This is a genomic window from Agrobacterium sp. Azo12 (genome assembly GCF_029193765.2).
Classification (GTDB): Bacteria; Pseudomonadota; Alphaproteobacteria; order Rhizobiales; family Rhizobiaceae; genus Agrobacterium.
Genome location: NZ_JARFYO020000001.1, coordinates 2,836,797 through 2,858,919, shown reverse-complemented (window position 1 = coordinate 2,858,919; position 22,123 = coordinate 2,836,797). Strand labels below are relative to the sequence as shown.

Here is a 22,123-nt window from a genome sequence, read left to right as displayed (position 1 = left end):
TTCTCGCGACGATCATAAAGATATTTTTCCGTTTACGTAAAGGTGAATTTGTCGCCTTTGGAGATGGGGCGGGATGCTCTGGATTGTCACAGGCGAATGCAATAGAGCTTGCAACACTGGGGGAGGGTAAAATGGGGAGCAGCCTAGAAGGCTGATGCTCATTGTTCGATCCCATTCGATATACAAACATTCAGGGTGTACAGTGAACGAGCAAGTTCTCTCAGGTCTCAAGCAGGCCGCAAGCGATGGCATTATCTCTGATGCACAGGCCGATAAGCTTTTGCCATATCTCGTGGCAAAACCGGATGTCAGCACGGTCTTCCGTGATGGCGGCGAGGCTGATAGTCCAGCACATTCGGATACCGAAACACCACGGTTCGTGCGCGGCTTCCACGATATCCTGATTACAATCGGTGTTGTGGTGGTTCTGGCTGGTCTGTGGGGCGTGGCAACGGTCTTTGCGGTGTTGCCTGCGATCATTGTGCTTGCCGAAATTCTCGTGCGTCGCCAGCGGCTTGCCCTGCCGGCCGTGACTCTGACCATAGCGACAGCGATCGCCATGGGTGGCGTGAATGAGTATATCTACAATGCCTTTGTAGCCAATATTCCCGGAGAGGCTGTGCAAGTCTTTCTAATGGTGTTTCTGCTGCCACCGGTCATGGCGATATTCTACTGGCGATACAGGGTGCCGCTGGCATTGGCTGGTCTGTTTGTTGCTGCGGCACTGCTTGCTTTGACGGGCATCTTTGTGGTGATGGAGCAGATTACAGGCTCGGCAGATGTGTTGGTTGAATATCGCCTGCTGTCGCTGATGATTTTCCTGATCGCGGCGCTCAGCCTGTTTGCGCTTGCGATGCGCTATGATCTTTCTGATCGCTATCGTGTCACGCTGCGTTCCGATATTGCGTTCTGGCTGCACCTAGCGACGGCGCCTGCCTTGCTCTATGCGCTGTTGGCATTTGTGTTCATCGGCGCCGGCGGCAGTCTATTCAGTGCAGAGGAAAGCGGGCTCTACGGCAGTGCCGTTCTGGTCGTCTGCGTTGTGGTGATGCTGATGTTGATCGGCATCATTATTGATCGCAGAGCCTTCGTTACCTCGGGTCTTGTGTCGTTGATTGCCACTGTGGTGGCTGTGTTGCGGCAGGGTGAGATCAGTGGCGGTAATGCTGTGTTTGTCGCATTGTTGGCCGTTGGTGTCTTTGTCCTGATCATCGGTATTGGCTGGTCTTCGTTGCGACGTGTCGTCGTCGCGCAATTGCCAGTGGGCCTGCAGGAAAAATTGCCGCCGGTCATCTGATCCAATATCAGCGACATGAAAAAAGCCCGGACCTGTGAGGTACCGGGCTTTCTATTTATGGGACCGAATTCTGTGTTGCCTCAGGTGTTGAAGCGGAAGTGAATCACGTCGCCGTCGTTGACGACATATTCCTTGCCTTCGTCACGGCCCTTGCCAGCTTCCTTGGCGCCGACTTCGCCCTTGAATGCGACATAGTCGTCATAAGCAATGGTGAAGGCGCGGATGAAGCCGCGTTCGAAGTCCGTATGGATGACACCCGCTGCCTGTGGAGCCTTGGTGCCACGAACGATTGTCCAGGCGCGGCATTCCTTCGGACCAACGGTGAAGTAGGTGATCAGGTCGAGCAGGTGGTAACCGGCGCGGATCAGGCGGTCGAGGCCGGCTTCTTCAAGACCAAGTGCCGAGAGGAATTCGTTGGCTTCTTCTTCTGGAAGCTGCGCAACTTCGGATTCGATTGCGGCGGAAATGATGACGCATTCTGCACCCTGTGCCTTTGCCATTTCGGCAACGGCCTTGGTGTGCTCGTTGCCGTCAACCGCGTCGGATTCAGCGACGTTGCAGACGTAGAGAACCGGATGCGAGGTCAGAAGATTGAGGCTCTTCAATACTTCGATTTCATCAGCGGCAAGTGTCTTGAGCAGCAGACGGGCAGGCTTGCCGTCGGTCAAAAGCTTGATGACAGCTTCCATGACCGGCAGCTGCGCCAGCGAATCCTTGTCCTTCAGCGTGGCGCGTTTGCGTGTCTGCTCAACGCGGCGCTCAAGGCTTTCAAGGTCAGCCAGCATGAGTTCGGTTTCAATCGTGTCGGCATCGCCAACCGGATTGATACGGCCTTCAACGTGGGTGATGTCGTCGTCTTCGAAACAACGCAGAACATGCACCACAGCATCCACTTCGCGGATGTTGGCCAGGAACTTGTTGCCAAGGCCTTCGCCCTTCGAGGCGCCACGCACCAGACCGGCAATGTCTACGAAGGAGATACGGGTGGGGATGATTTCCTTGGAGCCGGCAATATCAGCCAGCACCTTCATGCGTGCATCCGGTACAGCAACTTCACCGGTGTTCGGCTCGATGGTGCAGAAAGGATAGTTGGCTGCCTGAGCGGCGGCTGTTTTTGTCAGAGCATTGAAGAGGGTGGACTTACCGACATTTGGCAATCCAACAATACCGCATTTAAAGCCCATGGCTTGAACCTGTCTCTTTAAGAATTCCGTTGTCAGCCTTTTGCTGAAACGGCGGCGCAAGGTCAAGCCTTGTTGCCGCAAACAGGTGAAAGGGCGCTGAATTAGGTTGCGTTAGCAGAGGTTGAGCATCACTGCCGCACCATATGTCGGCAAGTTAGTCTTTCTTGCCGCCGAACATCTTTTTCAGCATTTCCGCCATGGGGCCGGTTTCCGGCAGCTTCATCGGTTGGGCGTGGTTGCGCGCCTGATGAATGTGCGATTTGGCGGCAGGCTTTGCCGGTTTAACTTGTTTCTCTGGTTCTGCCTTGGCTCCGGTTGCCAAGGCCAGCTTGTTCATCAACTGCGAATCTTCGCCTTTGACCAGCATGCTGGCATTGTCGGCAATGGCGTCGATGAGGGGCTCGAGCCAAACCTTGTCAGTCTTGGCAAAATCCCCCAGCACGTGACCATGCACACGGTCCTTGTCGCCGGGATGACCAATGCCAAGCCGCAGGCGTCGGTAATCCTTGCCGCAATGGGCATCAAGTGACTTCAGGCCGTTGTGGCCGCCATGGCCGCCCGCAGTTTTGATGCGCACGCGACCAGCAGGCAGATCGAGTTCATCATGAATGGCGATGATGTTGGATGGGCCAAGCTTGTAAAAGCGCATGGCTTCGCCAACTGCTTCGCCCGACAGGTTCATATAGGTCAGCGGCTTCATCAGCAGGACTTTTTCGCCAGCAATTTCACCTTCGGAAATTTCCGATTTGAATTTTCTGGACCAGGGCGAAAAGGAGGGCAGGCGCTGTAATGCGTCGACAGCCATGAAGCCGATATTGTGCCGGTTTCCAGCATATTGGCTGCCGGGGTTACCAAGGCCAGCGATGATAATCATTGTCGTCTCATATTCCGATGATCACAGGCGACATTTGTGGCCTGAGAAATTAACGCGCTGCGCAACGTCTTAGGGCGTATGCGCAGGAAGATGAAGATCGTTATGAATAATCAGGCCATATTTTTCAAATATCTTGCGCTGCGTCCCATCGGCGATCAGATCATCCAGCCGTTTTTGCATGCGGGCGATGATACTATCAGGTACGGATTTGTTGCAGGCTACGCCGAGGATCTGGTCAGACAGCGTGAAGACTTTTTCGAAATTTGTCGTGCCCTTGGCGATTTTGATGAATGTGCTTTCCGACATGGGCATCATGTCGATGCGTCCGGCAAACAGCTTGTTGAGCGTTAGATTGAAATCGGCGCTCAGTTCGATATTGGGAAAACCGATCTGGCGAAGAACGGTTTCGGTGTAATCGTTGCGTTGAGTACCGATGGTGTATCCGAAACTGTCAGTGATTTTTCCGATACGGATTTTTTTGGCTTTTAGGGCAATCAACACATTACGGTCGGTGTGTAGAGGCACGACCCATTTAAACTTGTGCTCACGTTCTGCGGTTCTGGCCGTGGCGAACACGCAGTGCATGGACTGGGTTTCCGCAAGGGCCAAGGCCCGCGCCCATGGCATGACCGTAACCTTGTAATCCAGTTTTTCCTTTTCCATCATGATTTCCAGCTGTTCCATATATACGCCTCTGGCGTTGCCACTGGCGTCGGTAAAGCTGTAAGGCGGATAGTCTTCGGTGGAAAAGGTGAGGGTATGTGCGTGGGCGTACGTGGAAGAGACGATTAAAAACAAACTGACAAGGATATGTTTCACACCGTTTCCCCCATGCTGATTTTCAGGCCTAAGCACCAATTGCTGGCTTCATAAACGCGTTCTGCGCTGCGAACATCGGCATCAACTGGGCAATTGGCTGCGGTTTGGCAAACAGGTAACCCTGTCCGCAATCCACGCCGATTTCCATCAATAACTCCTGCTGTTCCAGTGTCTCAATGCCCTCGGCGATGACAGAACAGCTCATCTTATGTGAGATTGCACTGATGCCCTCGATCAGCATGTGGCTCTTCTGGCTGATGTCGGACACCGGATCCATGATCGACTTGGTAAACGACTGGTCGATCTTGACGATGTCTACCGGGAAGCGGTTCAGGTAGCTTAGCGACGAATAACCGGTTCCAAAGTCGTCGAGCGCAATACGGCAGCCGAAGTCGTGGATGGTGTTGAGAATGGTTCTGATCTGCGGGTCGTCATTCATTAACACGGCCTCGGTGATTTCAATCACCAGACGGCTGGCCTGAATATTGTAACGGTAGAGAAGGCCGGCAATCCGCGTCGGCAAGCCGGGCTCAAACTGCTGGGCCGAGAAGTTCACCGCGACATAACAATTCGACAGATGCGGAAGCGCGGAAATCTCTGCCAGATTGGCAAGCGAGTGCTCCAGGATCAGGTTGCCAATACGATTTATGGTGCCGGTTTCCTCTGCCACATTGATGATATTGGCGGGAGGAAGAATGCCCTTTGTCGGGTGGTTGAGGCGCATCAACGCTTCAAAGCCGATGGTCTCGCCGCTTTCCAGCCGGACGATTGGCTGCAGATAGGCATCGAACCAGTCATTGGCGATTGCCTGTTCGATATCACTTTCCGTCTCGGCGCGTTCGCGTGCCTTGTCGGTGATGGAAGGGTCAAACATCTGTGCGCCGTTTTTGCCGCCACGCTTGCGCGTATACATCGCCATGTCCGAGTTTTGCAGCAGCTCTGCCGCATTCGAGGCATGGGTTGGATATAGCGCAAGGCCGATGCTGGCGCTGAGGCGCACGATATTGCCGTGGGTGACAAATGGCTGATTGAAGATGTCACTGATCTTTTCACAGAACACTGTCGCACGGTGTTCGGTGTTGTCGCCGGCCAGCAGGATGGCAAACTCGTCGCCGCCAAGACGCGAAGCACTGTCGCTGCCTTCCAGCAGCGGCTTGATGCGGTCCACAAACTCCTGCAGCACCTCGTCGCCAGCGGCGTGGCCCAGACTGTCATTAATGGTCTTGAAGCGATCAAGGTCGATGAACAGGCAGGCGAGTTCCGTCCGATTTTCATCGGCTTCGCGGATTTTTTCATCGAGCATGGCTTCAAAGCCTTGGCGATTGAGAAGGCCGGTAAGGTGGTCGGAAATAGCCTGATGTTTGTTGCGCTTTTCTGATTGGCGCAGTTCGGTCACATCGGTCATAACGCTGAGCGATGCCGTGTGACGGCCAGCCTCAATGGAGCTGAGTGCCTTTTCCTGAATGAGCACGTCCATCGTTTTTCCATCCGCACATTTGAAGCGGATGGTAATGTCGGAGGCGCTCTCAGTGCTTGAACCAGAGAATTTGCGCAGGATGAAGGTCTTGCGGTCCTCATCGGCAACAAGATCGGAAAAATGCGTGCCGATGATGTTTTCACGGTCGTAACCGGTTCTCTGGCTCCAGTAGTCACTGACTGCCGAGATACGGTCTGCCTTGTCGAGTGAAAATAGCATGGCGGGCGTCAGATTGTAGATTTCCGTCGTCCGTTTATGCGCCTTCTTGATCTCGCGCTCTTCCCGCTCAAGCTGGATCTGCATTTCGTTGAAGCTTTTTGCAAGCCGGCCCATTTCATCGCTGGACCGCCAGTCGACGTGGTGACGGGAGCCAAGCTGGCGTGTTGCCTCAATGGCCGCTGTCAGTCGCAACAACGGTTTTATGATCATCAAACGGTTGCCAACGACTGCCGTGACAAAGACCGTCAGGATGGCAAGAATGAAGATCGAGATGAAGGCGACTTCGATGCGGCTGAGCGACGAGAAGATGTTGATCGATGCATAATAGATCGTGACGCTGCCAACCGTCTCAATGCCGTTCAGCGTTTTATAGCTGATGGTGCGGGTAACGGTCTGTGGCTCTTCGGGAACCCCGGTGCCTGCTGTCTGCACCAGATCAAGTTGTCCCGACGTGTCCTTGACGCGTACCATGCGGATAACGGGATCGGAGACCAGTGTTCCGGTGATCTGGTTGATGGTGTCGTCATCCATGTCCCATAATGGACGGCTGAGCGCCTGGGAATTGGCGGCCAGCAGGATTTCAATATGATCACGCTGGTTTTTGATCGCTTCCTGATAGGAAAGGGCGAGCAGTAAAGTAAAAAGCGGCGCGACGACAGCGAGCAACGCTCCCGATACGATCGCGATAAAACGACTTTCTACCGAATGGGTCATGTCAATATATCCAGCCCCCGCAACCCCTTGTAAAACCGGCGTCCCCCACGCCGATCGTTCGCAAGATATAAATATTCACCAAGCATATGCTTAAAAAAGTCTTTCCATCCTCAAGCAATCGCTATGGTGGTCAATTAGTATCTCCAAATATTCAATCATAATTCCACATAATCATTAAATGATGCTGAAATAACTATATTAAAGGTTGATTGAACGCGCTCTGATTGTTTGTTTTTTATGAGCAATATTGGCGTGTATTAGTATTGGGCGCATACGAAAACACCCTGCCTTCGAGTGAAAGCAGGGTGTTCAATCTGTCAGAAACAGATGCGGCCGATTATTCTTCGGATGCAGCTTCTTCTTCAGCAATGCCAGCAGCAGGAGCAACGATCGTTGCAATCGTGAAGTCACGATCAGCAATAACCGTAGTTGCGCCCTTTGGAAGCTTCACAGCAGAGATGTGCAGGCTGTCGCCAACCTTGGCGCCAGCGAGGTCAACCGTGAGGAATTCCGGAATGTCGTTGGCAGGAACGTGCAGTTCAACTTCGTGACGAACGATGTTGAGAACAGCGCCGGTCTTGATCGCGGACTTGTCTTCGTTGATGAAGTGAACCGGAACCTGAACGTTGACGGCAGTGTTGCCAGAAACGCGCAGGAAGTCGACATGCATGGTGAAGTCGCGGACCGGATCAAGCTGGTAAACCTTAGGGAGAACCTTGATCTTCTTGCCATCGACGTCGATGGTTGCAATCGTCGTCATGAAGCCGCCAGCGTGAATACGCTTGGTTACTTCGTTGGTCGAGAGCGCGATAGAAATTGGGGCCTGCTTGTCACCATAGATGACAGCTGGGATCAAACCGTTGCGGCGAAGTTCACGGGAGGACCCCTTACCGACCCGTTCGCGCGCCTCGGCCTTGAGCTCGTAAGTTTCCTTGCTCATGGCTATTCCTTTCGAGGTTGTATGGAGAGTTTCAGTCCACCATTGCAGTCTGAAACTGGAAACATCATAAATGTTTCATCCGCGTTGCCTCCAAGGGTGTCTACACGGACAGCGCGCCTATAGTACAAAGCATGGGGAAACGCAAGCGAAGTGCGGGTTTATTGCGGATTGCCACATATGTTCGCACAGTACAGATGACGTTTGTGTTATAAGATGTATTTTAGCGTTGAAACATAGTTTCCCTGCATGCACCATTCAAAAAAGCTTTGGGAGGAGCGGACAATGCAAAATGCCACAGCTCACGCAGACAGGGTTTATGAAAGTGCGCGCCAGCGTTCTGCGGCGGCAAGTTCACCCATCGTCGCCTCCTGGCGCCGGTGCATGACCATGCACCGGTTAGCGCCGGAAGAAGCCCATAAACCACTGTTCCTTATGGATTCGGAATTTCAGCAAGCGCGTCTGACCTCTGCCGATCTGTTGGTGGAAAGCGCTGACGAGCTCGATCGGATATTTCAGGCGGTCGGCAAGGCGGGCTGCTGCCTGATGTTGACAGATGCTAAGGGCGTTGCCCTAGAGCGGCGCGGTGCAGCCGGTGACGACAAGGAGTTTCGTGAACTGGGCCTGTGGTCCGGTGCGATCTGGAGCGAAGCCAGTGTTGGCACCAACGGTATAGGTACTGCGCTGGCCGATGAGCGTGCGGTTGTCGTTTACCGCGACCAGCATTTCTTCACGTCAAATATCGGCCTTTCCTGCACAACGGCGCCCATTCGCGACCATATGGGGCATATTGCCGGTGCCCTTGATATCTCGACCTGCCGGGATGACGTCAATGAACTGACGGTGTCCATTCTGACGCAAACTGTTCGCGACGCCGCGCAGCGTATCGAGGGTAATCTTTTTCGCCGTGCATTCCCGGAAGCGAGAATCATCATGGTGCCAAATGCCGGTTCGGCGGCGCTTTCACTGATTGCCGTCGATCATGACGACATCATTCTCGGTGCCACTCGTGCGGCACGGCAAATCTTGCGGCTTGATGATGCGCTGATTGCGCAGGGTGTTCCAGCTGTTGATGCTTTGCAGGAGCAACGGGGCGATATGCGGTCAGATTTGCTGGAGGCGGAGAGGGCGGCTGTGCGCCGTGTTCTGTCGCGCGCCAATGGTAATGTGTCTCATGCAGCCAATCTGCTTGGTATCAGCCGCGCCACCTTGCATCGCAAGCTGAAGAAGCTTGAAATTCACTGAGGCATTCGTCTTGCACAGGCGCTAGTTTTTGGTTGTCTGGTGTTGGGCGGGAGGTCGCTGTTTGTATCTTTCTAAGGCTCCTGTGTTTGTGAGCCTTTGAATAACTTTGGCCAGCACCGGCTTTGTTTGCCGGGTTCAAACCGGTTTGAATGGCATGAATGCCGTCGCTGCCAACCATTCGATTTCCGAACACATTTGGTACAATCCAGCATCTGCTATTGTAGCAGATATGAAACAGTGTGCGGTGCCATACGCCGCCTGCACCCTATCGTGCTATGATTTTCAGGCCCATTCTCTCCACATCGGTTTGTGAGAACCGCTTTCATCAGGGAGGATGAACTCAATGAATATTCAGATTCAAAAGATCGCCGACAGCCCGTTTAAAGCAAAATACGGCAACTACGTCGGTGGAAAATGGGTTGAACCCCAATCCGGAAAATACATGGACAATCTCTCGCCCGTCACAGGGCAGAAGATTTGCGAGGTTGCCCGCTCGAATGCTGCGGATATTGAAGTGGCACTTGATGCGGCCCATAAGGCCCGTGCCGCCTGGGGCCGGACAAGTGTTGCCGAGCGTTCCAACATTCTGCTGAAAATTGCACAGCGCATTGAAGACAATCTCGACAAGATTGCTCGCGCTGAAACTTGGGACAACGGCAAGCCGCTTCGTGAAACGATGAATGCCGATATTCCACTGACCATCGACCATTTCCGCTATTTTGCGGGCTGCATTCGGGCGCAGGAAGGCTCAATCGGCCAGATCGACAATGACACGGTTGCCTATCATTTCCATGAGCCACTTGGCGTGGTTGGCCAGATCATTCCATGGAACTTCCCTATCCTGATGGCGGCATGGAAACTTGCTCCGGCATTGGCCGCAGGTAACTGCGTGGTGCTCAAGCCAGCAGAGCAGACACCAGCCTCTATTCTGGTGGTGATGGAACTGATCGAAGATCTGCTGCCACCGGGTGTGATCAACATCGTCAATGGCCTGGGTACGGAAGCTGGCAAGCCGCTGGCCCAAAGCAATCGCATCGCCAAAATCGCATTTACCGGTTCCACCTCGGTGGGCAAGGAAATCATGCGTTATGCGGCTGACAACGTCACCAACATCACACTCGAACTGGGTGGCAAGTCACCAAATATCTTCTTCGCCGATGTGATGAATGAAGACGATGCGTTCCTCGACAAGGCGCTGGAAGGGTTTGCATTCTTTGCGCTTAATCAGGGCGAAGTCTGCACTTGCCCATCCCGCGCTCTGGTGCACGAATCGATCTATGACCGCTTCATGGAAAAAGCCGTCAAACGTGTTGAGGCCATCAGCCAGAACGACCCGCTTGACCCATCGACGATGATCGGTGCGCAGGCGTCTCAGGAGCAGTTCGATAAGATCATGAGTTATCTCGAGATCGGCCGTAAGGAAGGCGCCAAGGTGCTGACCGGTGGTGACAAGAAGTCTCTGCCTGGCAACCTCAAGGATGGCTATTACATTCAGCCAACGATCTTTGAAGGCAACAACAAGATGCGGGTGTTCCAGGAAGAAATCTTCGGACCGGTCGTATCGGTGACCACCTTCAAGACTGTGGAAGAGGCAATCGAGATTGCCAATGACACAGTCTATGGTCTGGGTGCCGGTGTGTGGAGCCGTGATACCAATCTCGCATACCGCGCTGGCCGTGGCATCGAGGCTGGCCGCGTCTGGACCAATTGCTACCATGCCTATCCGGCAGGCGCGGCATTTGGTGGCTACAAGCAATCCGGTATCGGTCGTGAAACCCACAAGATGATGCTCGACCACTATCAGCAGACCAAGAACCTTCTGGTCTCCTACAGCCCGAACAAGCTTGGGTTCTTCTAAGGCCCGAAGACCAGAAGCACGTTGCGTCGCCTTAAGGTTACGCAACCTGCAGAATATCCTCCCCGGAAGCCGGTGGTGTCCCTGCCGGCGTGCTGCCGGAGATTGCGGTCTCCGGCAGCCCGGTCCAGAAGACGTTTCGCCCTTTGCAAGGCGCGATCTGGAATGAGGGCAAAAATGACGCCTGAAACAAAAAGGCCGGAGTGGAAGCTCCGGCCTTTCTCATTCTTGATCTTTGTTATGGCTTATGCCGCGTAGCGGTTTTCCGCCTGTATCTGGCGACGCACCGAGAACTGGCTGATCTGCGCATTGAGGCTGTCTGCCTCACTGGCCAGAGCAAAGGCGGAGGCGGTGGTTTCCTCGACCATTGCCGCGTTCTGCTGGGTGACCTGATCCAGCGAGTTGACCGATGCATTGATCTCACCAAGACGCAGCGACTGGTCACGCGATGCGGTGGCAATGGCCCCAATATGATCATTGACCGAGCGAATGCGGCCCTGAATGTGCTCCAGGCTTTCACCGGTTTTCAGAACCAGCGCTACACCACCTTCAACGTCCTGCGCGGAGGCTGCAATTAATTGCGAGATATCGCGTGCTGCAGCCGCTGATTTCTGCGCCAGTTCACGCACTTCTTGGGCAACGACCGCAAAGCCCTTGCCCGCTTCACCGGCGCGCGCGGCCTCCACACCGGCATTGAGGGCCAGAAGGTTGGTCTGGAAAGCGATCTGGTCGATCACATCAATGATCTGACGGATCTTAGACGACGAGGATTCGATGCGTTCCATCGCGACGATGGCTTCACGGACCACCTCGGTCGACTTCTGCGCGCCATCCATCGTTTCTGCGGTTGCCTGAACGGCAATGTTGCAACGGCTCAGCGCGTCATTGACGGTCTGGGTCATATCACCCAGTGCAGCAGCGGCTTCTTCCAGGGCTGCTGCCTGACGTTCTGTTCTGTGCGACAAGTCCTGTGAAGCGCTTTTCAACTCGCCGGAACCTGCGTGAATGGTGTTTGCGCTGCTGCCGATATTGGCAATGGTCGCTTCCAGCCCTGCAACCGAGTTGTTGAAGTCAACACGCAGGTGGTCGAGAGACGGAACGAACGGGCGGTCGATACGCAGATCGAGTTTGCCGTTGGAGAGGTTTGCAAGACCGGTGGCCAGAGCCGACACCGCGTCTTCCAATTCCTTGGCGCTGCGTGCCTTTTCCGTTTCGCGCTGCTGGCGCTCTTCATCCAGCTCTTCGCTCTTGCGGGCGGAATCTTCTTCCATGCGTTCTTTTTCGATCAGGCCCTGGCGGAAAGATTCCAGTGCTTTGGCCATGACGCCGATTTCATCGCCACGGGAAACCGCTTTGATGTCAATGGACTTGTCGCCTTCGTTCAGGCGGTTCATCAGCTTTGCCAGTTCCGTTAGCGGCTTGGTCAGGCCCGAGGACACTAGAATGCCGATCAGGGTCATGATGCCGAGCACGGCAAGCGTGGCAATGAACGCTGAGAAGGCGAGGTTGTTGGCAGATGCCAGTACCTTGCTTTCAGCCTGGCCGGTGGCAAGCAGATGCTTCTCACCAAAAATCGTAACCGGAGCGTATGCAAAGAAGGTGCGGTTGCTGCCGCTGTCGGCAAAAACTGAACCGGTCTGGCCACTTGCGGCGGCGGCGATCAGTTCCTGTGGCACCGGCGCGTTTGCACCACCGGAGACAACGCCGGAGCGGAAGGCGCCCTTTTCATTCAGCAGGAATGCATCGTCAATCGATGTGCCGATGCCCTCTGGCGTGACGACAGAGGCAACGCGGTCTGCCGATACGCGGATGATGATGACGCCTTTGCGCAGCACCTGGCCCCAGGACGAAATGGCAAGTGGCATCCCGATGTAAGTGGAGGCCTCTGCACCTGTGCCGTTGAATGTGCCTCTGTGGACAACACCGTCCTGTCCGGCAGCGATACGGTCATGCAATTCCTTAATCGCTTCATTCCCTGGTTCGGAAATATTGGTCAGGAAGTTGCTTTCCTTGGCGACGGAGTAGATGATGAGGCCATTCTTGTCGACGACGTAGATGTCGCTGACACGCGCATTGCGCCAGTTGCTGGCAATTGTTCCGTTGATGGTGGCGTGCTGAATGCCGTAGAGCAGCTTCAGCTTTTCACCATCGAATGCGACGCGCTGTTCAACAGGAATATCGGTGCGGCGGAAGGATTTGATGACTTCATCACGCTCGGTTGCGATGATGTTGGTCATTGTTTCTGTTGCCTGGGCAAGGGCACTGTTCTGTGCAATCTCGGCCAGGGTCTGCTCCACGCGGTCTGTGTAGGCCGAAAGCTGCTTTGCCTGATTTTGCTCAACGGTTTCAAGGCGCAATTTGCTTGCGTCAATCAGACCGGCCTTGCCTGTTTGATAGGACAACAGGCCGACAGAAAGGCATGAAACCAGCGTTGCTCCCGTTACCAAAGCCGCAAATTTTGTCTTGATAGACAAGGAACTGCGCTTGGCAACCTCCCGCGATGTGCCAACAGGCATGAACTTACCCCCTCCAGTGAGAACACGATTGGGGAAAGTCTTCGCAGCAATTGCTTTCGAGGGCGTTAAATATCGCTATATTGTATGATAATTATTCGCTTTTTACGGGAAGGTGCGCGTATTACGCGCACCTTCCTGAGGTCGGATAGACCAACCGCTTTTGCGAATATCAGTCAAACAGACCGGATACGGACTGTTCCTGTGCGGTTCTGTTGATAGCTTCACCCAACAGGTTGGCCGTCGACACAACACGAATGTTGTGAGCGGACTGCACGGACGTGGTTGGCTGAATGCTATCAGTTATGACGAGCTCACGCAGTTTGGAAGAGGCGATACGCGCCACTGCGCCGCCTGATAGAACGCCGTGCGTGATGTAAGCTGTAACGCTTGTTGCACCGTTCTTGAGCAGAGCTTCAGCGGCGTTGCACAGCGTGCCGCCGGAATCAACGATGTCGTCTATGAGGATGCAATCCTTGCCATTGACGTCACCAATAACGTTCATGACTTCGGATTCACCTGGACGGTCACGGCGCTTGTCAACGATTGCTAGCAGACAGTCGAGACGCTTGGCCAGCGAGCGGGCACGAACAACGCCGCCAACGTCTGGAGATACGACCATGACGTTTTTCAGGTCATAGTGTTCTTTCACATCGCGAGCGAGGATTGGAACAGCAAACAGATTGTCCGTCGGTATATCGAAGAAGCCCTGAATCTGACCAGCGTGCAGGTCCAGCGTCAAAACGCGGTCGGCGCCAGCCTCGGTGATGAGGTTTGCCACCAGCTTTGCCGAGATCGGTGTGCGGGGCCCCGCTTTACGATCCTGACGCGCATAGCCGAAGTAGGGGAGAACGGCAGTGATGCGCTTTGCGGAGGACCGGCGCATCGCGTCGATCATGATCAGCAGTTCCATCAGGTGATCGTTCGCCGGGAACGATGTCGACTGAACGATGAACACGTCTTCACCGCGAACATTCTCGCTGATTTCGACGAAAATTTCCTGGTCAGCAAACCGCCTTACAGTGGCATTTCCGAGAGGAACATTAAGATACTTGCAGATCGCTTCGGCGAGATGCCGGTTCGAATTGCCTGCGAAAACCTTCATTGCGGCCCGCCTGTTACCATGCCATCGCGTGAGAGATCATAAGGATATACCTCGTGACCGGTGCGTTATTCAAGGGAAGGGACACCCGGCTCTAAAACGCCGCCGGACATGCCTTATTGCCATGCGCGCCTTAATAGCGCCGTTGGTCGTGAATGCAAGGGGTGAAGCGGATTTGCTCACGTTTTTCATGAATTCTTTTTGACAAAACTCACCCAGCGTTCGCATTGCGCCATGCCATGTACTCGTTAAGCGTTCTATTGGCGATGGATTCCATCGCGGCTGGTGTTACCGCCGCCCAAGGATCACTGCCTCTGCCAGACACACTTTCCTGTCCCTGCAGACGGTGCAGACGCGCGCCATTGTTATCCAGCACATCCCACACAAAGACGATCGTCACTTTGCCGCCATCCGGGAAGGCGGAGAAGTAACCTTTGAGAATATGGTCGCTTGCCGTGTCGTTGGAACTACGGATCGTCAAGCCTTTGGCGCGGGCTTCTGCACCGAGTTGCCGTGACAGCGGTGTGACGGCCTGAACCGGCGCGCCGATGATGGGCAAAAAACGAATGCTGCCGGACGATGACGCGGGTGCCAGCGACGCGCTCTGCTGCTGGCGCTCCTGTTGTTGCAGTGTTGGTTGCAACTGCTGTTGTTGCTGAGCAGGCGGCTGTGACGCTACCGGCTGCTGATAGTCCTGATATTGCCCGGCACCGTTAGACAGGGCGTGCGCCTGCGCATCCAGCGTGTTTTGTGGACGGTAGGTCTGCCGTTGCGGCGGCTGGTAAGCCGTCTGGGTGTCTGCGGCAGCAGAGGCGCGATCGAGATCGTTTTGCGTCAAGGGAGTGGACGATGGCTGCAGGCCTTCTCCAATGCCGACCTGTGGCGTGAGTGCATCGGACGTGTTGCAGGCTGCAAGAGCGAATGTAAGGCCGGGAATGGCCAACATGGTCGTCAGCCGCCTCATACGCGGTTTTTCCTCATCGTCAGTCTCCGTCATCTTTGCCTTGCCGGATATCGGTGAGGATATCGCAACGAAGCACATCTGCCCGGCGGCAATGTATGGGCGTCAAGCCGGTTATGTCAAATCAACGGTTCTCTCAGACTGCAATCAAAGCCAGCGTATGGCGCGACAGCGAGACGGGGGCATCCGTTGTCGTCAGATAGGTCTGGCCGAGGGTCATGGCGATGCCGCTATCGGAATCCATGATGATCATATGCACGAACAGGGTCATGTCAGGCAGGATTTCCTGGGTGTTGCCGGCATGGAACATCTGGTGTTCCATCCACGAGGGCGAAAAACGTGCGCCGAGCGAATAACCGCAAGCGTTGAGGCGGTGCCGTGTCAGTCCACGCTCATCCATGATCCGGGCATGAGTATCGAACACATCGCCAAATGTCTTGCCCGGCCTCAGGACCTCTTCGATGGCAATGATATTCTCGTGGGAGGCGTTGTAGAGCTCCTTCTGACGGAAGTCTGGCGTGCCGATGACGACGGTGCGCATCATCGCAGCGTGGTAATGTGCGCTTACTCCGGCCCATTCCAGTGTCAGCTGGTCTTTTTCCTCCAGAGTACGGCGGCCGGCCTTGTAACGGCAAAGAAGGGCGTCCTGTCCGGACCCGATAATGAATTCGTTGGCGGGGTAATCGCCGCCGCCGGCAAAGACGGCACCCTGCATGGCAGCCAGAATATCGGCCTCGCTACCACCGGCGCGGATCAGCGGAAGGGCAGCATCCAGCGCATCATCCGCCAGTTCGCCAGCGCGTTTGGCGTACACAATTTCCTCGGCGCTTTTGACAAGACGCAGTGCGCTGACCAGATAGGACGCGTCGCTGATCTGGCAGAAGGTGGCCAGCTGGTTATCAAGCAGCTTTGCGACGCGGCCGGTCATGCCATGGGTGTCATATTCAATGCCAACCTTGGCGCCGAGCAGATCCATTTCGCTCAGCAGGTTTTTCAGGTCCAGCGTCGGATCGGCGTTCAGCCTGTCCACCCATATGGTAATGTTCTCAATATTGGAGGTTTGACGGGCCTGCCGCAGATCCGCTGAGCGCGTCAACAGCGTCATGGTTCCATCGGACTTCACAATCAGTGTCTGGAAAAAGCAGTAGCCGAATGTGTCATAGCCGGTCAGCCAATACATGCTTTCCTGCGCAAACAACAAAAGCGCATCGAGATTTTCCGCCTTCATCCGCTCGATCAGGCGGGTGCGGCGGCTTTCGAATTCTCCTGTCGTGAAGTGCAGTGCCATGATTAGCTCTCCGTGATTGCAATTGCGGAAATCTGCCGACCGTAATCCGGCTCGGCGGCATGTGTCGTGCGGCGATAGGAGAAGAACAGCTCCTTATCGGGGTAGGTGCAGATGTCGAGGGAGTGCGCCTTTACGCCAGCGTTCAACAACCGGTCTACCGTCAGTCGCTGCAGGTCGAACATCGCGTGGCCGGGTTTGTCGGAGGCGTTGAAATAGGTCTGGTAGGCGGGATCGTAGCTCAGGAACCGATCAATGAATTCTGGCCCGACCTCATAGTTTTTCTGGCTGATCGACGGGCCAAGGCAGGCGATGATGTGTTCACGCCGTGCACCAAGGTCGACCATGGCTTCGATGGTGTTTTCCAGCACGCCGCCAAGTGCACCTTTCCAGCCAGCATGAGCCGCCCCGATAACGCCAGCTTCGGGATCGGAAAACAGGATAGGGCCACAATCGGCGCTCAATACACCAAGCACGATACCAGGTGTTCTGGTGACCAGCGCGTCGCATTGCGGACGTTCGCCATCGAAATGGCTGTCGACGGTTGTCACATCTGGGGAGTGAACCTGATGGACGGTTGCAAGCCGTTCCAGTGGCAGGCCAAACCAGTTTGCGACACGAGTACGGTTTTCAATCACGGCTTCCTGATCGTCCTGCGAGCCGAGTCCGACATTCAATCCCCGATAGATACCATGTGAAACCCCGCCTTGCCGGGTGAAAAAACCATGGCGTATGGCGCCATTTGAACCTGATGAGAGCAGGGTGCTTTCTATCGGCAGAGGCATGTGCTCATCCTGCATGATATCGGGTTTCCTTGATTGAATGCGATTGAAACGGGACGGGATGACCCCGTGATGACAAAACTCCCTGAATTCACCCTGGCAGGTGCCCGTGCAGTTTTACTGCTTCGTTTTGACGATGTTGAACAGCGTGAGCGTTCCCTGTCAATCCACCGCGCGGAATGGAAGCAGATGAAGGTTCGGACTTGAAATGGCAAGTACCTTGAACAGTTCCCCCATTCGTCCTGCACCTTCACCGGCCAGACGCGATACGGATTCCGTGATTGCCTGAGCCTGTTCTGGTGTTGCATTGCGGGCCAGGGCCGAGGCGCGTTCCGCCAATCCAAGCCCGTACAGAAAGTCACCCTGGTGCAGGCAGCCATTGATATGTACGCCGAGATCGCGCGCCGTTTGTGCAAGATGCTGGAAATCGACATGGCTTGTCAGGTCGGCTTCGCCGGGGTGATCAAGCGGCGGATCGAACTCATGCATGCGCAGCGCCTGCAATGTGTCGCCAAAACCGGTCACAAGGTGGCCGTAGTCGATGATCAGTGCCGTACCGTTTTCGCTTTTCAATCGATCGCAGATGGTAATCATCACGCTTTCGCGTGCAGGCGAGTATTCGAAAATAGTGCCGACAGGCTCTTTCTCTGGTGCAGGCGGTAGCAGGTCCGGATCAATGCCAGCTGCACCTGTGGTGAATGCCAGATTGTCGTCAGCATCCAGCCCGACAAGTCTTTCGCGGAAGCCGTGGCCTGTCTTAATGAACTGTCGGATCGGAATGGCGTCGAACAATTCATTAGCTGCAATCAACGTGAAGCCCGCCGGTACTTCATCAAAACTGCTGTGCCAGCTGACCTTGCCACCATGGGCCTGCAACGTCTGTTGCTGGATTTCGGTCAGCCTCGGGCTGGTTTCCACCAGGTGCACGGTGCAGGTTTCGTAAAGCGGCGGGGCGATGCGGGAGATCACGCGCAACATATCTGCCATCATGGTGCCGCGTCCGGGACCGATTTCAATCAGCCGCGTATTGGCAGGTGTTCCATGCCGCTGCCAGGCATGCACCATAAAGACGCCGAGCATTTCTCCAAAAAGCTGGCTGATCTCCGGGGCGGTGACGAAGTCGCCGGTCGGACCAAACGGCTCACGGGTCTTGTAATAGCCGTATTGCGGGTCGGCCAGGCACAGCGAAAAATAATCCGTTACACTCAACGGACCGCTTATGCGGATCATGGACTTCAGGCGCTCTGCGAGTTGCGTCATCAGTTATGCCTTTCCGCTTCACACGTTGGCCGGTGCCAGACGTGCGCGCAAGATGGCCCAGATGCCGAGTGCCACCATGGGTGTGGAAAGAACCATGCCCATGGTCAACCAGTTCCCTGCGAGATAACCGAGTTGTGCATCTGGCTCGCGGAAGAACTCCACGAGGATACGCGACAGGCCGTAACCGGTGACAAAGATGCCTGTGACAATGCCAGGTCGTTTCAGGGCTTTGAAAACGTGGATGGCAACCACCAGCACGATAAACAGCACCAGACCCTCCAGAGCCGCTTCATAAAGCTGGCTTGGATGGCGCGCAAAGGGTCCGCCGGTCGGAAAAACGACGGCCCAGGGAGCGTCGCTCAACCGACCCCACAATTCGCCATTGATAAAGTTCGCTATGCGTCCGAAGAACAGTCCGATTGGTGCTGCGGCAGCAATGATGTCAAACATGCTCCAGACCGGGATTTTGTTGCGGCGTGCAAACAGGAACATGGCAATGGTTGTGCCGGTCAGGCCGCCATGGAAGGACATGCCGCCATTCCATATCTCGAAAGCGCGCAAGGGATTGGCTGCAACTGACGGAAAATCATAGACCAATATGTATCCGACGCGTCCGCCAAGCACGATGCCCGCCGTTGCCCAGACTATGAAGTCATCAAGGTGGGCGACGGTGATGGGCGAGGTGTCGCCGGGCCACAAAGTGTTTTTCCGGGTGAGGTGACGCGCATAAAGCCAGCCAAGCATTATGCCAACGACATAAGCCAGTCCATACCAGTGAATGGCCAAAGGCCCGATGGAGATGGCGATCGGGTCGATTTGCGGAAAAGGCATGATCGAAAGTGATGTCGCGGCTGGATACAAACTCATGTCCCATCAATTTGTTATTGTGCGGCAGATTTCCTGCATGGAAGTGCATTTATCTGCCGGGAGCCGGAAGATGGCGATTGAATAGGAACGGGTCAAGGCGATTTTTGGGCACAGGTTTTCCCTGATATGCAACCGTGCCGCTGCTTTCGATTTTACTTGCATAGAGGCATGGGAGTGCCTACCTGAAATTCATGGTTTTTGCTGGCCGTTACGGCCCGGAAGGAAGGATGTTTCGTCATGAGTAAAGGACCGAATCGTATTGTGGATGAATTCGCTAAGCTGGTGACGGATGCGGCAGGTGCCGCACAGAGCGTGCGCAAGGAAGTCGAGACCGCGTTTCACGCACAGGCAGACCGCTGGTTGAGTGGTCTTGATCTGGTCAAGCGCGAAGAGTTTGAGGTCGTGCGCGAGATGGCGATCAAGGCGCGCGACGAAAATGACGCTTTGCAGGCGCGCATCGAGGCGCTTGAGGCGAAAATCGCAGAGCTGTCCAAATAATCCTGTCGGGTCATTACCCGTTGATTCTGTTGAATGCCGGGCCGGTTTGGTCCGGCATTTTTGATTCCTGGGCCTCGTGCGGAGATGTCCACAGGCCGGTTTGGGCGTTCGAATCTGTTATTTGGCGTCAATAGATAAAAAAATCTGAAAATTTTCCGGTCTGTGGACATTGGCGAAAAGTTCAATCGCCAGAGTCGGTTATGACTCTGAACTGATATCGCGTCACAACTTCTATCCACTGCCTATTCCGCAAATTAGCAAAGGAGGGGGTGGCAGCCGGACTCGGTCGTTATACACTGATTTTAAATGATGATTCGAAACGAACCTGGTAAGCTCCAGACAGGGTGACTGCGTTATTCTGGCGGCTCGGGCAATCGTCCCAAATGTTGTGTCGGGTGTATGTGTGAGTTTTGTTCCTTGTGTACGAAACTGCGCAATCCATTCCGGTTGAGAAGGTGCCGTATGAGCCTAGTGGAAATTGAAGCTGAACGTCAGACGAACCCGGTTGATATGATCGAGTTCGTCGCCTCCTTGAACGACTGGTCGTTCGAGCGATCCGGTGAAGACGAGATTGCCATGACGGTGGAAGGACGCTGGACTGATTATCACGTCTCGTTCTCGTGGATGGAACAGTTTGAAGCGCTGCATCTTGCCTGCGCTTTCGACATCAAGGTGCCAGAGAGACGGATCAACGAAGTCATTCGTTTGCTGTCGCTCGTCAACGGACAAACGTTGATGGGGCACTTTGATCTGTGGCGTCAGGAAGATGTCGTGATCTTCCGTCAGTCACTGTTGCTTGCCGGCGGTGCAGAGCCAACCAACCAGCAGGTTGAAGTGCTGCTTTCCAGCGCGCTTGACGCTTGCGAAGCCTACTTCCAGGCATTCCAGTTTGTTGTGTGGTCCGGCATGGACGCAAAACAGGCCATGGATGTGGCCCTGTTCGAGACGGTTGGAGAAGCCTGATATGGTCACGACGGCAGGCAGGCCTCTCGTTCTTGTTGGAGCTGGCAATATGGGTGGCGCTATGCTGTCCGGCTGGCTCAAGAAGGGTGTTGCTGGCGCGTCCGTCGTTGTTCTCGATCCCAACCCATCCGATGCCATGAAACGGATGATTGCCGAGGCGGGGGCGACCCACTCGGTTACCCCACCTGATGGCATGACGGCTGGCATCGTGTTTCTTGCGGTCAAGCCGCAACTGATGGATACGGTTCTGCCATCGATCAAGAAGTTGGTTGGCAGCGATACGGTTATCGTGTCGATCGCGGCTGGTAAAACACTGAGCTATCTTGAGACGCAGCTGGGTGCCGCCGCCATGGTGCGTGCCATGCCCAATACACCGGCCATGGTTGGTCGCGGCGTCACAGGCGCTTATGCCAATGCTGCCGTCAGCGAAGAGCAGCGCACTCAGGTTCACAATCTTCTCAAAGTCAGTGGCCCTGTTGAATGGGTTGCTGGCGAGGGCGATATCGATGCCGTCACCGCCGTTTCCGGCAGTGGTCCGGCTTATGTCTTTTATCTCGTGGAATGCATGGCGGAGGCTGGTCGAAAACTTGGCCTGCCTGCGGACCTCGCTATGCGACTTGCGCGAGAGACTGTCGCGGGGGCTGGTGAACTGCTTCATCAGTCCCCCGAACACGCGTCTCGCCTAAGACAGAATGTGACATCGCCCGGCGGTACGACCGCCGCCGCCTTGTCGGTGCTGATGGCGCCGGAGGGCATGCAGCCGCTTTTTGACGAAGCTATCGCTGCGGCCCGTAAACGGGCAGAAGAACTGGCCAACTGAAGCGGGGCCCTTGCCCTGTCATTTTCGGGTTGGGGTTGCTTCATTTCACTGCGCAGAATTGTGGGTAGGATTTCATGTCTCAAGAGATAAACTACGCTGACTTTGAAAAGGTCGATATCCGCGTTGGAACGATCATTGAGGCAGAGCCTTTTCCTGAAGCACGCAAACCAGCTTTCAAACTCAAGATAGATTTTGGTGCCGAGATCGGCGTCAAGAAATCATCGGCACAGATCACCGTGCATTATACTCTTGAGAACCTTGTCGGCCAACAGGTGTTGGCGGTTGTGAATTTCCCGCCGCGTCAGATCGGTCCTGTGCGTTCCGAAGTTCTAACGCTCGGCTTTGCTGATGCCAATGGGGACATCGTTCTGGCGGCGGTTGAGCAGCCGGTGCCGAATGGCCAGAAGATGTGCTGAGACGCACGTCTCTGCACACAAACCTCTTATTCGTC

The 22,123-nt window shown here is 55.0% G+C and carries 19 protein-coding genes; 7 read left to right on the top strand and 12 right to left on the bottom strand.

Features of this window, described 5'->3' with window-relative positions:
• The first annotated feature begins 202 nt into the window (after window positions 1-202).
• On the top strand, window positions 203-1,297 hold the full coding sequence (locus PYL13_RS13650) for a hypothetical protein (protein ID WP_275641687.1): 1,095 nt from the start codon (window positions 203-205) through the stop codon (window positions 1,295-1,297).
• A gap of 80 nt (window positions 1,298-1,377) precedes the next feature.
• Here the strand turns inward: PYL13_RS13650 and ychF are convergent, their stop codons facing one another.
• The 5 genes from ychF to PYL13_RS13625 all read right to left on the bottom strand — a co-directional run bounded on the left by ychF (window position 1,378) and on the right by PYL13_RS13625 (window position 7,524).
• Window positions 1,378-2,481, bottom strand: coding sequence for a redox-regulated ATPase YchF (gene ychF, locus PYL13_RS13645; RefSeq protein ID WP_192488417.1), 1,104 nt, complete (start codon window positions 2,479-2,481; stop codon window positions 1,378-1,380).
• Window positions 2,482-2,635: 154 nt separating this feature from the next.
• Entirely contained in the window at window positions 2,636-3,355 is a 720-nt protein-coding gene (gene pth / locus PYL13_RS13640) for an aminoacyl-tRNA hydrolase (protein ID WP_192488418.1), read from the bottom strand.
• Window positions 3,356-3,424: 69 nt separating this feature from the next.
• The gene (locus tag PYL13_RS13635; RefSeq protein ID WP_250981951.1) at window positions 3,425-4,174 is read right to left on the bottom strand and encodes a substrate-binding periplasmic protein; all 750 of its coding nucleotides are present in this window, start codon (window positions 4,172-4,174) and stop codon (window positions 3,425-3,427) included.
• 28 nt (window positions 4,175-4,202) lie between these two features.
• Window positions 4,203-6,584 (bottom strand): EAL domain-containing protein, encoded by a 2,382-nt coding sequence (locus tag PYL13_RS13630; RefSeq protein ID WP_275641686.1) that lies wholly within the window; start codon window positions 6,582-6,584, stop codon window positions 4,203-4,205.
• A 337-nt stretch (window positions 6,585-6,921) separates the two neighbouring features.
• Window positions 6,922-7,524 carry a 50S ribosomal protein L25/general stress protein Ctc gene (locus PYL13_RS13625; RefSeq protein WP_192488420.1) on the bottom strand — a complete coding sequence of 201 codons (603 nt, stop codon included), beginning with the start codon at window positions 7,522-7,524 and terminating at the stop codon, window positions 6,922-6,924.
• A gap of 282 nt (window positions 7,525-7,806) precedes the next feature.
• Between PYL13_RS13625 and PYL13_RS13620 the strand changes: the two genes are divergently transcribed.
• Together PYL13_RS13620 and adh are read left to right on the top strand one after the other, a co-directional pair.
• Complete coding sequence (locus PYL13_RS13620) at window positions 7,807-8,766, top strand: helix-turn-helix domain-containing protein (RefSeq protein WP_192488421.1); 960 nt, start codon at window positions 7,807-7,809, stop codon at window positions 8,764-8,766.
• A 343-nt stretch (window positions 8,767-9,109) separates the two neighbouring features.
• On the top strand, window positions 9,110-10,624 hold the full coding sequence (adh, locus tag PYL13_RS13615) for an aldehyde dehydrogenase (protein WP_250981949.1): 1,515 nt from the start codon (window positions 9,110-9,112) through the stop codon (window positions 10,622-10,624).
• Window positions 10,625-10,866: 242 nt separating this feature from the next.
• On the opposite strand, the gene PYL13_RS13610 is transcribed toward adh, so the two are convergent.
• From PYL13_RS13610 to lgt, 7 genes are all read right to left on the bottom strand, one after another.
• Window positions 10,867-13,137: a methyl-accepting chemotaxis protein gene (locus PYL13_RS13610; protein WP_275641685.1), complete on the bottom strand. Its 2,271-nt coding sequence runs from the start codon at window positions 13,135-13,137 to the stop codon at window positions 10,867-10,869.
• Between the two features lie 169 nt (window positions 13,138-13,306).
• Window positions 13,307-14,239, bottom strand: a complete 933-nt coding sequence (locus PYL13_RS13605; RefSeq protein WP_192488423.1) for a ribose-phosphate pyrophosphokinase — start codon at window positions 14,237-14,239, stop codon at window positions 13,307-13,309.
• 208 nt (window positions 14,240-14,447) lie between these two features.
• Window positions 14,448-15,233: a hypothetical protein gene (locus tag PYL13_RS13600; protein ID WP_275641684.1), complete on the bottom strand. Its 786-nt coding sequence runs from the start codon at window positions 15,231-15,233 to the stop codon at window positions 14,448-14,450.
• Window positions 15,234-15,333: 100 nt separating this feature from the next.
• Window positions 15,334-16,485, bottom strand: coding sequence for a M24 family metallopeptidase (locus tag PYL13_RS13595; protein WP_275641683.1), 1,152 nt, complete (start codon window positions 16,483-16,485; stop codon window positions 15,334-15,336).
• A gap of 2 nt (window positions 16,486-16,487) precedes the next feature.
• Complete coding sequence (pgeF, locus tag PYL13_RS13590) at window positions 16,488-17,282, bottom strand: peptidoglycan editing factor PgeF (RefSeq protein ID WP_275641682.1); 795 nt, start codon at window positions 17,280-17,282, stop codon at window positions 16,488-16,490.
• A gap of 144 nt (window positions 17,283-17,426) precedes the next feature.
• Window positions 17,427-18,527 carry a class I SAM-dependent methyltransferase gene (locus PYL13_RS13585; RefSeq protein ID WP_275642036.1) on the bottom strand — a complete coding sequence of 367 codons (1,101 nt, stop codon included), beginning with the start codon at window positions 18,525-18,527 and terminating at the stop codon, window positions 17,427-17,429.
• Window positions 18,528-18,542: 15 nt separating this feature from the next.
• Window positions 18,543-19,391 (bottom strand): prolipoprotein diacylglyceryl transferase, encoded by an 849-nt coding sequence (gene lgt / locus PYL13_RS13580; protein WP_441296643.1) that lies wholly within the window; start codon window positions 19,389-19,391, stop codon window positions 18,543-18,545.
• A 237-nt stretch (window positions 19,392-19,628) separates the two neighbouring features.
• Between lgt and PYL13_RS13575 the strand changes: the two genes are divergently transcribed.
• The 4 genes from PYL13_RS13575 (at window position 19,629) to PYL13_RS13560 (ending at window position 22,088) form a co-directional block, all read left to right on the top strand.
• Window positions 19,629-19,889: an accessory factor UbiK family protein gene (locus tag PYL13_RS13575; RefSeq protein WP_275641681.1), complete on the top strand. Its 261-nt coding sequence runs from the start codon at window positions 19,629-19,631 to the stop codon at window positions 19,887-19,889.
• A 462-nt stretch (window positions 19,890-20,351) separates the two neighbouring features.
• Window positions 20,352-20,852 (top strand): YbjN domain-containing protein, encoded by a 501-nt coding sequence (locus PYL13_RS13570; RefSeq protein ID WP_192488427.1) that lies wholly within the window; start codon window positions 20,352-20,354, stop codon window positions 20,850-20,852.
• A gap of 1 nt (window position 20,853) precedes the next feature.
• Complete coding sequence (gene proC, locus PYL13_RS13565; RefSeq protein ID WP_275641680.1) at window positions 20,854-21,672, top strand: pyrroline-5-carboxylate reductase; 819 nt, start codon at window positions 20,854-20,856, stop codon at window positions 21,670-21,672.
• A 74-nt stretch (window positions 21,673-21,746) separates the two neighbouring features.
• Window positions 21,747-22,088 (top strand): tRNA-binding protein, encoded by a 342-nt coding sequence (locus tag PYL13_RS13560; RefSeq protein ID WP_275641679.1) that lies wholly within the window; start codon window positions 21,747-21,749, stop codon window positions 22,086-22,088.
• Window positions 22,089-22,123: the final 35 nt, after the last annotated feature.